The organism is Mesorhizobium sp. WSM4819, assembly GCF_055811215.1.
Genome location: NZ_JBVVQO010000010.1, coordinates 1 through 13103, shown reverse-complemented (window position 1 = coordinate 13103; position 13103 = coordinate 1). Strand labels below are relative to the sequence as shown.

Below are 13103 nucleotides of genomic sequence, written 5' to 3'. Positions count from 1 at the left end.
GGGCGACATGCCTTAGATGTTGCGGCTGCCCGGCTTGACTGGCGGTATGGCGGCAAGCTCGGGCGGCAGCCTGTCGGCCGGGTAGGCCGGAACCTCATATTCGGCGAGCGCGATCAGCGGCACGCCGACATCGGTCTTGCCGGCCGAGCGGTCGATGATGCAGGCAGCGGCAACCACCTCGGCTCCAAGCGCGCGCAGGCAGTCGATGGTCTCGCGGATCGACAGGCCGGTGGTGACGATGTCCTCGACGATGACGACGCGCGACCCGCTGGCGATCTCGAAGCGGCGGAGCCTGAACTCGCCCGCTTCCCGCTCGACCCAGATCGCCGGTGCGCCAAGATGGCGCGAGGTCTCGTAAGCCGGGATCAGCCCGCCGATCGCCGGGCCGACGACGTAGTCGATCCTGCCGGACACAGCAGCGCGGATTTTTTCGGCCAGCGCCTTGCACAGGCGCTCGGTCTTGTCGGCATGCATGAAGACCCGCGCCTTCTGCAGGAAGACCGGGCTACGCAAACCCGAAGTCAGGATGAAATGCCCCTCGAGAACGGCACCGGCCTCACGGAAAACGCCCAGCACTTCGTCGGTGTTCATTGTTCGCTCCGTTCATGATGAATGGTGAATGGTGAATAGTGAATGGTCAGTAGTCGGCAGTGAGAGCGCCCTTCTTTCACTATTCACTATTCACTATTCACTATTCACTATTCACTATTCACTATTCTCGCCATTCACCCATTCACCCGCCGTGCGTCGCTGACGCTCGAATTGTCCTTGAGCTGCGACAGTAGCCGGTTCAGGTGCTTCAGGTCCCAGACTTCGAGATCGATCAGCATTTCGGTGAAATCAGGCGCGGTGCGCACCATCGACAATGTATGGATGTTGGCATCGTTGGATGCAACGACCTGCGCAATGTCGGCCAGTGAGCCCGGCGCGTTGATGGCGGTGACCGAGACGCGCGCCGGAAACCGCTCCTTGGTGCGCTCGTCTATGTCCCAGCGCACGTCGATCCAGCGTTCTGGCTGGTCGTCGAAGGCCTGCAGCGCCGGCGACTGGATCGGATAGATGGTGATGCCGGTCCCCGGCTGCACGATGCCGACGATGCGGTCGCCGGGCACAGCACCTTCCGGCGCGAAGCGCACCGGCAGGTCGCCGCGCACGCCGCGGATCGGTACGGCGCCGTCCCTTGGCTGGTCCTTGTCCTTGCGTGCGGCGCGGCCCGGAATCTGGAACAGCATGCCGGCGGCGTTGCGGATCTTCGACCAGCCCTCCTCGCGCTGCTTGGGCGCCGCCAGCGTGATGCGCTCGTCCTTGTAGTCGGGAAACACCGCCTTGATGACATCGGTAGAGGCAAGTTCGCCGCGGCCGACAGAGGCCAGCACATCCTCGATGTCCTTGCGTGCCAGCCGATGCAGCACCGATTTCAAGCTTTCCTTGGTAAAAATCTTGCCTGACCGCTCGAAAGCACGTTCCAGTATGCGGATGCCGAGACCCGAATACTGCTTGCGGATGGCATTCTTGGTGGCGCGGCGGATCGCCGAGCGCGCCTTGCCGGTGACGACCACCGATTCCCATGCCGCCGGCGGCACCTGCGCCTTGGAGCGGATGATTTCGACCTCGTCGCCATTCTTCAGCTCGGTCATCAGCGGCATGATGCGGCCGTTGACCTTGGCGCCGACGCAGGTATCACCGACATCGGTGTGCACGGCGTAGGCGAAATCGATCGGCGTCGCGCCGCGCGGCAGCGCGATCAGCATGCCCTTGGGCGTGAAGCAGAAAACCTGGTCCTGGAACAGTTCCAGCTTGGTGTTTTCGAGGAAGTCCTCGGGATTGTCGCCTTCGGCAAGCTGCTCGATGGTGCGCCGCAGCCAGGCATAGGCGTTGGTCTCCTTCGAGATCGCGTGGGCGGTGCCGTTCACCTTGCCGCCGCTGTCCTTGTAGATCGAATGCGCGGCAACGCCATATTCGGCGATCTTGTTCATCTGATAGGTGCGGATCTGCAGCTCGACGCGCTGCCGCGACGGTCCGACGATGGTGGTGTGGATCGAACGGTAGTCGTTCTGCTTCGGCGTCGAGATGTAGTCCTTGAAGCGGCCGGGCACCATCGACCACGTGGTGTGGATGGCGCCGAGCGCGCGGTAGCAGTCCTCGACGGTATCGACGACGACGCGAAAGCCGAAAATGTCGGACAGCTGTTCGAAGGACAGCGCCTTGGCCTCCATCTTGCGGAACACCGACCACGGCTTCTTCTGACGGCTCTTGACCTCGGCCTTGATCGCATATTTGTCGAACAGCGTGGACAGCGCCTTCTCGATCTCGGACAGCACATCCTTGTTGCGCTCGAAGATTTCGGCGAGCCGCGCGGTGACGGCGCGGTAGGCTTCCGGATTGATGAAGCGAAAGGCGATCTCCTCGAGCTCCTCGCGCATGCCTTGCATGCCCATGCGCCCGGCCAGCGGCGCATAGATATCCATCGTTTCCTCGGCGATGCGCAGGCGCTTGGCTTCGGGCACATGGTCGAGGGTGCGCATGTTGTGCAAGCGGTCGGCAAGCTTGACCAGAAGCACGCGAACGTCTTCCGATATCGCCAGCAACAGCTTGCGCAGGTTTTCCGCCTGCTCGGCCTTTTTGGAGACGAGGTCGAGTTTCTTCAGCTTGGTCAGGCCTTCGACCAGCTTGCCCATTTCCGGACCGAACAGCTCGTCGATCTCGGCCCTGGTCGCCGTGGTGTCCTCGATCGTATCGTGCAGCAAGGCAACCGCGATGGTCGCCTCATCCATGTGCATTTCGGTGAGGATGGCGGCGACTTCGAGCGGATGCGAGAAATAGGGATCGCCGGAGGCGCGCTTCTGGTGACCATGCTTCTGCATGGCGTAGACATAGGCCTTGTTGAGCAGCGCCTCGTTGACGTCAGGCTTGTAGCGCTGGACGCGCTCGACAAGCTCATACTGACGCATCATGGGCGGGATCTCGCAGTGCTGAAATGAATCATGCGCCGCACTGGCGTACGGCGCATGTCATAGATAACCACGAAACCGCCGGCGCGAAAGTGTCGGCGGCCGGTGGGAAGATTAATAATCGTCGCTTTTTTCCGGCGGCACCAGACCTTCGATGCCGGCCAGGAGGTCTTCCTCGGTCATGCGGTCGAAGGTGATGTTGTCCTCGGTGTCGTCGGCGTCGGTTGCCGCAGCGGCGGTACCGGTCTGGTCGGCGATCGCCTCGCCGTCGGCTTCCGGCTCGTCGACCTCGACATGCTTCTGCAGCGAGTGGATCAGGTCTTCCTTGAGGTCGTCGGGCGACAATGTCTCCTCGGCGATCTCGCGCAGCGCGATGACCGGATTCTTGTCGTTGTCACGAGGAACGGTGATCTGCGCGCCCTGGCTGATCTGACGGGCGCGGTGGCCGGCCAGAAGCACGAGCTCGAAGCGGTTGTTGACCTTGTCGATGCAATCTTCAACGGTTACACGGGCCATGAGCTGCCCCTTTCATGCCTGGATTTGATGGAAAACAGGCGCGGTCCATAACCCGAACGCCGCCAAAATACAAGCTTCTTGGCAGTGCCGGACAATGCCGGGCCTGGGGGCCTCGGCCCCGGGTCTGGCCAAGGCCAGTCTTGGCGCGCGCCGCCTGCGACATGCGGCACCGATCACAATTGCTTGCGATGCAGCATCATACCCTTGGATTGCCGTAAAACCGGCGTTATCTCGAATGACGAAGGTCAGCCGGTTATTTCAAGCCGACCGATAGTCACGCGCATTTAGACGACCGCTTATTTTCGAAAAGGAATATTTCCATGTTCGACCCTCGTGAAAAAATCGCTCTTTTCATCGACGGTGCCAATCTTTACGCCACCTCGCGTGCGCTCGGCTTCGACATCGACTACCGCAGGCTTTTGTCAAACTTCCAGAAGCGCGGCTACCTGCTGCGTGCCTACTATTACACCGCGCTGGTCGAGGATCAGGAATATTCCTCGATCCGGCCGCTGATCGATTGGCTCGACTATAACGGCTTCAAGGTGGTGACCAAGCCGGCCAAGGAGTTCACCGACTCGACCGGCCGCCGCAAGATCAAGGGCAATATGGACATCGAGCTGACCGTCGATGCGCTGGAACTCGCCGATGTCGTCGACCACTATGTCATCTTTTCCGGCGACGGCGATTTCCGCACGCTGGTCGAGGCGCTGCAGCGGCGCGGGCGCAAGGTCTCGATCGTCTCGACCATGGCTTCGCAGCCGCCGATGATTTCCGACGATCTGCGCCGCCAGGCCGATCATTTCATTGACCTGATTACCTTGAAGAGCGATGTCGGCCGCGATCCGTCCGAGCGGCCGGTGCGCCGGCCCGAACCAGCCGAAGTCGACGAGGACGAGTATTGACGGCGGCGGTCTTGACCGCTCCCCTGGTCGCGTCCTCCGAGCCCGACCGCGATTGCCCGCTCTGCCCGCGGCTGCATGATTTTATTGCGCAATGGCGGCAGCGCGAGCCGTCCTGGTTCAATGCACCAGTGCCGACCTTTCTGCCACCCGAGGGCGAGGAGGCGGTGCGGCTGCTGATCGTCGGACTGGCGCCGGGCCTGCGCGGCGCAAACCGCACCGGACGCCCCTTCACCGGCGATTTTGCCGGCGACCTGCTCTACAACACGCTGATCGCACACGGCTTTGCCCGTGGCCAATTCAAGGCGCGGCCCGATGACGGGCTGGAGCTTGTCGGCACGGCGATCACCAATGCAGTTCGCTGCGTGCCGCCGGACAACAAGCCGGCCGGCGCCGAGATTGCCACCTGCCGGACGTTCCTGGTGCCGACGATCGCGCGGTTCAAGAACCTGCGCGCCGTGCTGGCGCTGGGCTCGATCGCGCACCAGTCGACCGTGCGGGCGCTCGGCCAGCGTGTCGCCGCTTATCCGTTCAAGCATGGCGGGCAGCAGCAAACCAATGGCGTGACGCTGTTTTCCAGCTATCATTGCTCGCGCTACAACACCAACACCGGCGTGCTGACGGAAGCAATGTTCGTAAACGTCTTCAGGGAGATAGCGGCGTTTCTGGAGAGATAGATTCGGGCGGTGACGCAAACAGCTCGGCCAATTTCTCCGGCCCGCCCTGAAGCACATTCAGATCGACATCGCCGGTGATGCCGTCGACGCGACCGCTGTCGTGGTACTGCCAATAGATCCAGTCGTCATGACCTGGCTGCAGCGCCAGCGAACGAACCCAGCGCGGGCGGCCGACGATCTGGCTGGTATAGGCCCGTGCCGCGTCGTCGGTCACATAGAGGATCGCCGTCTTGCCGAAAGCTGCCTCGACAGGGCCGAGGAAAGCCGAGAGTTCAACGCTCAATTCTTCGGGCGATGGCCGCCGCGGGCAATTGCCGACGAATTCGATATCCACCACCGGCGGCAGCAGCGTTTGATCGCGCGGCACGACGGAGATGAAATTCTTCGCCTGATCGGCGCCAGGCCTGCAGAAGGTGAAGAAATGATAGGCGCCGACCGCCAGACCAGCCGCACGCGCCTCGCTCAGATTGGCGGCGAAGGCATCGTCGACATGGTCGCCGCCTTCAGTTGCCTTGATGATGGCGAAGGCGACATCATCGGCGGCAACACGCCGCCAGTCGATCTGTCGCTGGTGATGGGAAACGTCGATGCCCCTGACCGGATATTTGCCGCGGTCCGGAGAAAATGGTCGGGAGTAAAAATAGCCGGCGGCCGTGACAAGGCACGCCAGGATCAGGCTGGCCGCACCCCAAAAGACAATCCGGTTCCTCATCCGGTTCTTCAAAAGAGGCCTATCCCTGTTGAACCGCCCTGCCCTCCGCTATGGCTCCGGGCGTTCGTCGCTCGAAAAGCCAAATCGTTGGCTTTTCGTCCGCTTCGCGGACCGCTCCTCACCCACGCTCCTTCAGCAGCCGGCCCTTTTCGCGCGACCAGTCGCGCTGCTTTTCGGTTTCGCGCTTGTCGTGCAGTTTCTTGCCGCGGCCGACGGCGAGCAAAAGCTTCGCCCTGCCTTTTTCATTGAAATAGATTTTTAGCGGCACCAGCGTCATGCCTTCGCGATCGACGCTCTGCGACAGCTTGGCCATCTCGCGCTTGTTGAGCAGGAGTTTGCGGCGCCGGCGTGGCTCGTGGTTGAAGCGGTTGGCCTGCAGATATTCCGGCAAATAGGAGTTGATCAGCCAGATCTCGCCGCCCTCGACCGAGGCGTAGCTGTCCTGGATGTTGGCCTGGCCCTGGCGCAGCGACTTCACCTCGGTGCCGGTCAGCACCAGGCCGGCCTCGATCGTGTCGAGCACCTCGTAGGAAAACCGCGCCTTGCGGTTTTCCGCAACGGTTTTGTTGTTGGGATCGGCTTTTCTGACCTGGTTCATGACGTCTAGAGTCCGTTTCGAAACTCGCTCCTGCGAGTCAGATGATGGTGGCACTAGAGCGCCGCGCGATTTTCAAACGCGCAAAGTACGCTCTAGAAGCCTGAGCTTGCGCATGGTCCTTTCCGAAAGCGAACGCTTTCGGGGCCATGCGCGAACCGGAGCGGAGCGTACATATAGTACGTGAGCACCGGAAGCGCAGGTGACGCCTTCAGTTGGCCGCAGGAGTAGAGTTTCCAAACGGGCTCGCTAGTTAATCAAGCCGGCGTGCTTCATGGCCGCATCGATCTTTTCGGCGGTCGACTGCTCGATGGTGACCAGCGGCGAACGCAGCACGTTCTCGACCTTGCCGAGCTTCGACAGCGCATATTTCGCGCCGGACACGCCGGGTTCCAGGAAAATCGCCTTGTGCAGCGGCAGCAGGCGGTCCTGCAAGTCCAGCGCCTTGGCGTGGTCGCCGGAAAGCGTCGCCTCCTGGAATTCGGCGCACAGCCGCGGCGCGACATTCGCCGTCACCGAGATGCAGCCGACGCCGCCATGGGCGTTGAAACCGAGTGCCGAGGCGTCCTCGCCGGAAAGCTGGATGAAATCCTTGCCACAGGTGGCACGCTGCTCGGAAACCCGCTCGACCTTGCCGGTGGCGTCCTTGACGCCGACGATGTTCTTGAAGTCATGCACCAACTGGCCCATGGTCTCGGGCATCATGTCGATCACCGAGCGCGGCGGAATGTTGTAGATGATGATCGGCAGGCTGGTCGCCTTGGCGACGGCAGCGAAATGCGCATAGAGGCCGCGCTGCGTCGGCCGGTTGTAGTAGGGCGTGACGACGAGTGCCGCGTCGGCGCCGGCCTTCTCGGCATATTGCACCAGGCCAACCGCCTCCTCGGTGTTGTTGGAGCCGGCGCCGGCGACGACCGGAACGCGGCCCTTTGCCATTTCGACGCACACTTTTACGACGTGGCGGTGCTCGTCATGCGACAGCGTCGGCGACTCGCCGGTGGTGCCGACCGGAACCACGCCGGTCGTGCCTTCAGCGATCTGCCAGGCGATGAAGGCGCGAAACGCTTTCTCGTCGAAACGGCCGCTCTTTTCGAACGGTGTCACGAGCGCGGTAAGCGAGCCTCTCAGCATGTCGTCCAACTCCTTGGGACTGGCGCACGAGCCCGAAAATCGGAGCCGATTCACGGAAAGATCATGCGCCAAAATTTAAAGTGCTACAGCATCCTTTGCGCGTCCGAGACGACGCGCGGTGCTGCAGGTGTTTTGTCGTGCGCGCCTTCTAGCCGAAAGCGAAGCGGCGCACCATAGTCTCGACATTGTTGCGCGGCAAGCATGACAAGAATGCCAGCAAGCGCAATTTGAACGACTTCGATAGCCCCGTTTACAGGCTCTTCACCACAGCCAACTAGGCTTCAGTTGATCTGTGCCTGTTGGTGATTGTGCAAGACAGGAAATGATGAAGACGATGCCGACCCGGCAGCCTCATTTTTTCGCGCTGCTTGGCGCAATTCTCCTGTTGACGCCGACCCTTGTGGCCGCCGGCAAGGTCGATGCACAGGTCACGTCGACCATTCCGAAGCCAAACCTGCTGGATACCGGCCTGCAGGGTCCGGAATCCCCTCCCGCCAGCGTCGCCAGGTTGAAGAGCGGCCTCGATGCGCTGGCGGCAAACGACATTGCCGGTGCGCGCCAGGTGCGCGACGCCCTGCCGGTCAATTCGCTCGACCAGCACATCCTTGCCTGGGCGATCGCGTTCTATGGCGGCGACAGGGTGCCAAGCGGCGACATCGCCGATGCTGCGAAAATGCTGCCGAACTGGCCGGGCATGATCGCCTTGCGCAAGAACAGCGAGCGCGCGCTCTACCGCGAGAACCCCGCGCCTGAGATCGTGGTGCAGGCTTTCGGCGGCAGCCAGCCGCAAACAGCCGAGGGCGTGGTGATCCTCGCCCGCTCCTATGTCTCGCAGGGCAACGTCCAGGCGGCGCACTCGGTGCTGTCGCCTTTCTGGCGCACCGAAAAACTGCAAGCCAGGGACGAGGCGGCGATCATCCAGGAATTCGGCACGCTGATCCCCGCAGCAGACCACCGTTTCCGCATGGAGCGCATGTTTTATGCCGACCGGGTCAGTTCGGCGCTGCGCGTCGCCGGCCTTGCGGGCGCCCGGCAACTGGCCGACGCCTGGGCCGCGGCGGACAAGGGCGACAAGAATGCGGTCGACAAGAACGCCGCCAGGCTGCTGAAGGCGGTGCCCGCCGCGCAGCGTTCGGCCGGCTATCTCTTCGCCCAAGCCCAATATCTGCGCAAGCAGCAGAAGTTTTCCGACGCCGCCGCAACGGTGATGAAGGCGCCGAGCGACCGCAACGCTCTGGTCGACCCGGATGCCTGGTGGGCCGAGCGCCGGGTGCTGTCGCGCGAACTGGTCGACCAGGGCGACATGAAAACCGCCTACAGGATAGTCGCAGCACACGCCGGCGAAACGGCTGCCAACGCGGCGGATGCGGAGTTTCATGCCGGCTGGTACGCGCTGCGCGGCCTCAACGATCCCACCACCGCTGCCAAGCATTTTGAGCGGATCGCCGGTCTCGCCCAGGGGCCGATATCGCTGTCGCGCGCCTACTATTGGCTCGGCCGTGCCGCCGAAGCCGGCGGCCCTGGCAGCGCCAAGGATTATTTTAGCCGTGCCGCAGGTTACGGCACGACGTTCTACGGCCAGCTCGCCGGTGAGCGCGTCGGCCGGCAGGTCCTCAACAGCGCCCATCCGCAGCCGAGCGCCACCGATCACCGGAATTTTTCCAACCGCGAGGCGGTCAGCGCCATCAGGCGACTGCAGCAGGCAGGCTATCAGCGCTACGCCGACACGCTTTACCGCGACCTCGCCGGCCAGTTGAGCAGCCCCGGAGAGCTGGCGCTTCTGGCCGCGATGGCGGAAAAGCAGGGCAATCACTTCCTGGCACTGAAAGTCGGCAAGATCGCCGGCGCGCGCGGCATCGATGTCGGGGCGCTTTCGCATCCGCTCGGCGTCATTCCCGAGACGGCCAACATTTCCGGCTCCGGCAAGGCGCTGGCCTATGCGATCGCCCGCCAGGAAAGCGAGTTCAACATCGGCGCCGTCTCCAGCGCCGGCGCACGTGGCCTGCTGCAGCTGATGCCGGCGACCGCCAGGCAATTGGCTGACAAGGCCGGAATGACCTTCTCGCAAGCGCGGCTGACCACCGACGCCGGCTACAACGCGACCTTGGGCGCCGCCTTCCTCGGCGAGCAGCTCGGCCGCTTCAACGGCTCCTATGTGCTGACCTTCGCCGGCTACAATGCCGGCCCCGGCCGCGCCGCCCAGTGGGTGGCCAGATACGGCGACCCGCGCGGCAAGGACATCGACGCCGTCGTCGACTGGATCGAGCGGATTCCTTATACCGAAACAAGAAGTTACGTCCAGCGCGTGATGGAGAATTACGAAGTCTACAAGATGCGTATTTCCGGCAAGTACGACATTGTCGGGGATTTGGTGAACGGGCGGAGTTGATCCGTTCGGGCGAAGGCTGGCTTGGCGAAGCACCCCCCTCTGCCCTGCCGGGCATCTCCCCCCTCAAGGGGAGATTGGCAGTTACACTGGCGGCGCCTTCCTTATCAGCGTTGGCGATTGGCGAAAAGCAGAGGGACAGCCAATCTCCCCCCAAGTGGGGGAGATGTCCGGCAGGACAGAGGGGGGCGCTGTCCCGCCGATATCTCGAAAATGACGCTTCGATTTGACCACCCCCGCCCTCGCCTGTAGCAGTCGAGACGATCCGACAACGGCGAGGAATCGAGTCCCAAAATGTCGAGCGGTTTTTCCGACTTCTTCTACGCCTCGCCGGACGGGCTTGAACTCCACGCCCGCATCTATGGCGAAGCGAATTCCGGCCACTGGCCGGTCGTCTGCCTGCCCGGCCTGACCCGCAATAGCCGCGATTTTCATGAACTGGCGCTGCACCTGTCGCGGCGGGCGCAAACGCCGCGAAAAATCGTCGCTTTCGACTATCGCGGGCGCGGGCAATCCGCCTGCGACCCCGATATCGGCCACTACAATATCGGCGTCGAAGCCGGTGACATCCTCGCCGGGTTGGCGGCGCTGGGCATCGACGAGGCAGGTTTCATCGGCACGTCACGCGGCGGGCTGATCATCCATGTGCTTGGCGTGATGCGGCCGGCAGTCCTGCGGGCTATGGTGCTCAACGATATCGGCCCGGTGCTCGAGGCCGGCGGTCTCGCCCATATCCGCTCCTATCTCGAGCGCGCGCCGAAGCCGAAAACCCACGCCGAGGCCGTCGGCGCCCAGCGCGGCGCGCATGGCAGCGACTTTCCTGCCCTGACCGAGGCGGATTGGGAGCGGATGGTAGCGGCGCTCTACCGAGAGACGGTTGAAGGATTATTGCCGGATTTCGACCCGAAGCTGGTCGAGACGCTGGCGGGACTCGACCTGACCCAGAAGCTGCCAGACATGTGGCCGCAGTTCGAGGCGCTGGAGGCAATACCCTTGCTCGCCATACGCGGCGCCAATTCGAAGCTGCTGTCCGCCGAGACCTTCGAACAAATGCGAAACCGTCATCCTTGTGTCGAGGCGATCACGGTCGAAGGCCAGGGCCATGCGCCTTTCCTCGAGACCGGCGGCCTGCCCGGCGCCATCGCCGCTTTTCTGGACAGGACCGAGCAACGCTTCGCCGGGAGCCGGTTTTTTCAACGATAATGGGTCAGGCTTGTTGATTGTGCCGGCGCTTTTCTTTATCCACCAGCGCAACGGAGAGGTGGCCGAGTGGTCGAAGGCGCTCCCCTGCTAAGGGAGTAGAGGTCAAAAGCTTCTCGTGGGTTCGAATCCCATCCTCTCCGCCATCCCGCTTCGCGCTTCGCGCTCGCCGCTTTTCGCCATGCGGCAATGCCTTGGCCGGCGACTCACAGACATCGCCGCAATTGCGGCAGCCAATTGCCGGAATCGGCCGGATTGCAAGGGCTCGCCCAAGGGTCTGCGACGGCTCGATGGTTAACGGGAGCTTTCCGAGTGAGGCCAAATCGTGTCATTTGTGCAACAAGGCAGGGTGATAGCGCCTGCACAGACCTGCCGCCGATGCGATGGTTGTTGAACGCCGCCGCCTCATGGGTAATGTCGGGTTCGAAGGAGCGGCGCGGTGCGCATCTTTTTCGGTAGTGGGGATGGGGCAGGGAACGCTGTCCTTCAGCAAAGAATACCCAGACCCGTTTTTTAACTTTTGACTGGAGGTCAGAAAATGAACATCAAGAGCCTTCTTCTTGGCTCCGCTGCGGCTCTGGTCGCAGTTTCCGGTGCGCGCGCCGCCGACGCCGTCGTCGTCGCCGAGCCGGAACCCGCTGAATACGTCCGCATCTGCGACGTCTACGGCGCTGGCTACTTCTACATCCCCGGCACCGAGACCTGCCTGCGCATCGGCGGCTACATCCGCTACGACATCGGCGTCGGCGACGTCGGCTCGTTCGACGGTGCTGAGAACTTCGACGTCGAGGACGGCGACATCCAGGACACCTACTACAAGCAGGCCCGCTTCACGCTGAGGACCTGGACCGGCCAGGAAACCGAACTCGGCACCTTGAAGACCTTCACCGAGACCCGCTTCAACTTCGGCAACAACAACCGACACGTCAGCATCGACACCGTCGATCCGGACGGTGCCGGTCCGCTGCTGCCGGTCACGACCATTGTCGATAACCCTGCCGGAAACAAAGGCATTTCGCTGAACTTCGCCTGGATCCAGCTCGGTGGCCTGCGCGTCGGTAAAGACGAATCGGCCTTCGATACGTTCATCGGTTATGCCGGCAACGTCATCCAGGATACGCTGGTTCCCTACGGCGGTTTCGACACCAACGTCGTCCAGTACTATTTCGACTTCGGCAACGGCTTCTCGGCCGTCGCCTCGCTCGAACAGGGTTATGGCGACTTCACGATCGACAGCTATGTTCCGCATGTCGTCGGCGGCTTGAAGTGGACGCAGGGCTGGGGCGCCATCACCGGCGTCATTGCTTACGACGCCAACTACGAAGAGGTGGCCGGCAAGGTTCGCCTCGACCTCACCCCGATGGAGAACCTGTCGCTGTTCATCATGGCCGGCTACGGCACCGACGACAACTACACGGACGGGACCTTTGCACTCCCCGCCACCGGCGGCCGCGGCATGTACAAGCTGTGGAGCGGCAATTGGGCGGTCTGGGGCGGTGGCACCTACACCATCAACGAGAAGACGTCGTTCAACACCCAGATCTCCTATGACGAAGGCGAAAACCTCGGCATCGCTGCCAACATCGCTTACGACATCGTTCCGGGCCTGACGATCACGGCCGAAGTCGACTACCTGCACGCCGGCGAGTTCGGCGAGGCCGGCTTCGACAACTGGACCGACGCGGACGACGAAGACAGCCTCGGCGGCATGCTCCGCTTCCAGCGCTCGTTCTAATCAGCATCGTCTGACTGAAATCGAACCCGGCGGGCAACCGCCGGGTTTTTTCGTGTCGGCGTGGCTGTCAAGGGCGGAATGTTTTCAGCCGAATAATGCAGCTGCACAGAATGAAAGCAGCGGCGATCCTTCGCGCCCCCCTCTGTCCTGCCGGACAGGGCTCTTCCTTCTCCCCCTGTGGGAGAAGGTGGATTGGCGCGCAGCGCCAAAACGGTTGAGCAACCGTGCTTCAAACGGAAGTCGGATTCCAGGGTTTGTTGGTGCGCACCATAGCGTTGAGGGTTGTGATGAGCTTGCGCAT

The 13103-nt window shown here is 62.6% G+C and carries 12 protein-coding genes and 1 tRNA gene; 6 read left to right on the top strand and 7 right to left on the bottom strand.

Annotation, left to right across the window (positions count from 1 at the left end):
* Positions 1-12 precede the first annotated feature (12 nt).
* From pyrE to rpoZ, 3 genes are all read right to left on the bottom strand, one after another.
* The gene (gene pyrE / locus AC0L18_RS11460; protein WP_473492262.1) at positions 13-591 is read right to left on the bottom strand and encodes an orotate phosphoribosyltransferase; all 579 of its coding nucleotides are present in this window, start codon (positions 589-591) and stop codon (positions 13-15) included.
* A 134-nt stretch (positions 592-725) separates the two neighbouring features.
* Positions 726-2954 (bottom strand): RelA/SpoT family protein, encoded by a 2229-nt coding sequence (locus AC0L18_RS11455; protein ID WP_023800771.1) that lies wholly within the window; start codon positions 2952-2954, stop codon positions 726-728.
* Between the two features lie 111 nt (positions 2955-3065).
* On the bottom strand, positions 3066-3467 hold the full coding sequence (gene rpoZ, locus AC0L18_RS11450; RefSeq protein WP_023800772.1) for a DNA-directed RNA polymerase subunit omega: 402 nt from the start codon (positions 3465-3467) through the stop codon (positions 3066-3068).
* Positions 3468-3787: 320 nt separating this feature from the next.
* Between rpoZ and AC0L18_RS11445 the strand changes: the two genes are divergently transcribed.
* Together AC0L18_RS11445 and AC0L18_RS11440 are read left to right on the top strand one after the other, a co-directional pair.
* On the top strand, positions 3788-4369 hold the full coding sequence (locus tag AC0L18_RS11445) for a LabA-like NYN domain-containing protein (RefSeq protein WP_023800773.1): 582 nt from the start codon (positions 3788-3790) through the stop codon (positions 4367-4369).
* Entirely contained in the window at positions 4366-5043 is a 678-nt protein-coding gene (locus tag AC0L18_RS11440; RefSeq protein WP_473492261.1) for a uracil-DNA glycosylase, read from the top strand. Before AC0L18_RS11445 ends, AC0L18_RS11440 begins: the two co-directional genes overlap by 4 nt.
* Here the strand turns inward: AC0L18_RS11440 and AC0L18_RS11435 are convergent.
* The 3 genes from AC0L18_RS11435 to dapA all read right to left on the bottom strand — a co-directional run bounded on the left by AC0L18_RS11435 (position 5012) and on the right by dapA (position 7481).
* Positions 5012-5755 carry a glycoside hydrolase family 25 protein gene (locus AC0L18_RS11435; RefSeq protein ID WP_473492260.1) on the bottom strand — a complete coding sequence of 248 codons (744 nt, stop codon included), beginning with the start codon at positions 5753-5755 and terminating at the stop codon, positions 5012-5014. The two genes, AC0L18_RS11440 and AC0L18_RS11435, sit on opposite strands and share 32 nt — an antisense overlap.
* Positions 5756-5873: 118 nt before the next feature.
* Positions 5874-6353, bottom strand: a complete 480-nt coding sequence (smpB, locus tag AC0L18_RS11430) for an SsrA-binding protein SmpB (RefSeq protein ID WP_128172698.1) — start codon at positions 6351-6353, stop codon at positions 5874-5876.
* Positions 6354-6599: 246 nt separating this feature from the next.
* Positions 6600-7481: a 4-hydroxy-tetrahydrodipicolinate synthase gene (dapA, locus tag AC0L18_RS11425; RefSeq protein WP_473492258.1), complete on the bottom strand. Its 882-nt coding sequence runs from the start codon at positions 7479-7481 to the stop codon at positions 6600-6602.
* A gap of 334 nt (positions 7482-7815) precedes the next feature.
* On the opposite strand from dapA, the gene AC0L18_RS11420 reads away from it, so the two are divergent.
* From AC0L18_RS11420 to AC0L18_RS11405, 4 genes are all read left to right on the top strand, one after another.
* A complete protein-coding gene (locus AC0L18_RS11420) occupies positions 7816-9870 on the top strand; it encodes a lytic transglycosylase domain-containing protein (protein WP_473492452.1) in 2055 nt (684 codons plus the stop codon).
* Between the two features lie 291 nt (positions 9871-10161).
* The gene (locus AC0L18_RS11415; RefSeq protein WP_473492257.1) at positions 10162-11070 is read left to right on the top strand and encodes an alpha/beta fold hydrolase; all 909 of its coding nucleotides are present in this window, start codon (positions 10162-10164) and stop codon (positions 11068-11070) included.
* Positions 11071-11122: 52 nt separating this feature from the next.
* Positions 11123-11213 (top strand) — tRNA-Ser (locus tag AC0L18_RS11410).
* Between the two features lie 392 nt (positions 11214-11605).
* A complete protein-coding gene (locus AC0L18_RS11405) occupies positions 11606-12802 on the top strand; it encodes a porin (RefSeq protein WP_473492256.1) in 1197 nt (398 codons plus the stop codon).
* On the opposite strand, the gene AC0L18_RS11400 is transcribed toward AC0L18_RS11405, so the two are convergent.
* Positions 12799-13103: hypothetical protein (locus AC0L18_RS11400; RefSeq protein ID WP_473492255.1), on the bottom strand; the 305-nt coding region annotated here is incomplete at its 5' end. The genes AC0L18_RS11405 and AC0L18_RS11400 overlap by 4 nt on opposite strands.

Bases quoted from the DNA above. Each gene is read 5' to 3' on its own strand.
- dapA (WP_473492258.1), bottom strand. From the start codon at position 7,481: ATGCTGAGAGGCTCGCTTACCGCGCTCGTGACACCGTTCGAAAAGAGC.
- smpB (WP_128172698.1), bottom strand. From the start codon at position 6,353: ATGAACCAGGTCAGAAAAGCCGATCCCAACAACAAAACCGTTGCGGAA.
- AC0L18_RS11405 (WP_473492256.1), top strand. From the start codon at position 11,606: ATGAACATCAAGAGCCTTCTTCTTGGCTCCGCTGCGGCTCTGGTCGCA.
- AC0L18_RS11435 (WP_473492260.1), bottom strand. From the start codon at position 5,755: ATGAGGAACCGGATTGTCTTTTGGGGTGCGGCCAGCCTGATCCTGGCG.
- AC0L18_RS11420 (WP_473492452.1), top strand. From the start codon at position 7,816: ATGCCGACCCGGCAGCCTCATTTTTTCGCGCTGCTTGGCGCAATTCTC.
- AC0L18_RS11445 (WP_023800773.1), top strand. From the start codon at position 3,788: ATGTTCGACCCTCGTGAAAAAATCGCTCTTTTCATCGACGGTGCCAAT.
- rpoZ (WP_023800772.1), bottom strand. From the start codon at position 3,467: ATGGCCCGTGTAACCGTTGAAGATTGCATCGACAAGGTCAACAACCGC.
- AC0L18_RS11455 (WP_023800771.1), bottom strand. From the start codon at position 2,954: ATGATGCGTCAGTATGAGCTTGTCGAGCGCGTCCAGCGCTACAAGCCT.
- AC0L18_RS11415 (WP_473492257.1), top strand. From the start codon at position 10,162: ATGTCGAGCGGTTTTTCCGACTTCTTCTACGCCTCGCCGGACGGGCTT.
- pyrE (WP_473492262.1), bottom strand. From the start codon at position 591: ATGAACACCGACGAAGTGCTGGGCGTTTTCCGTGAGGCCGGTGCCGTT.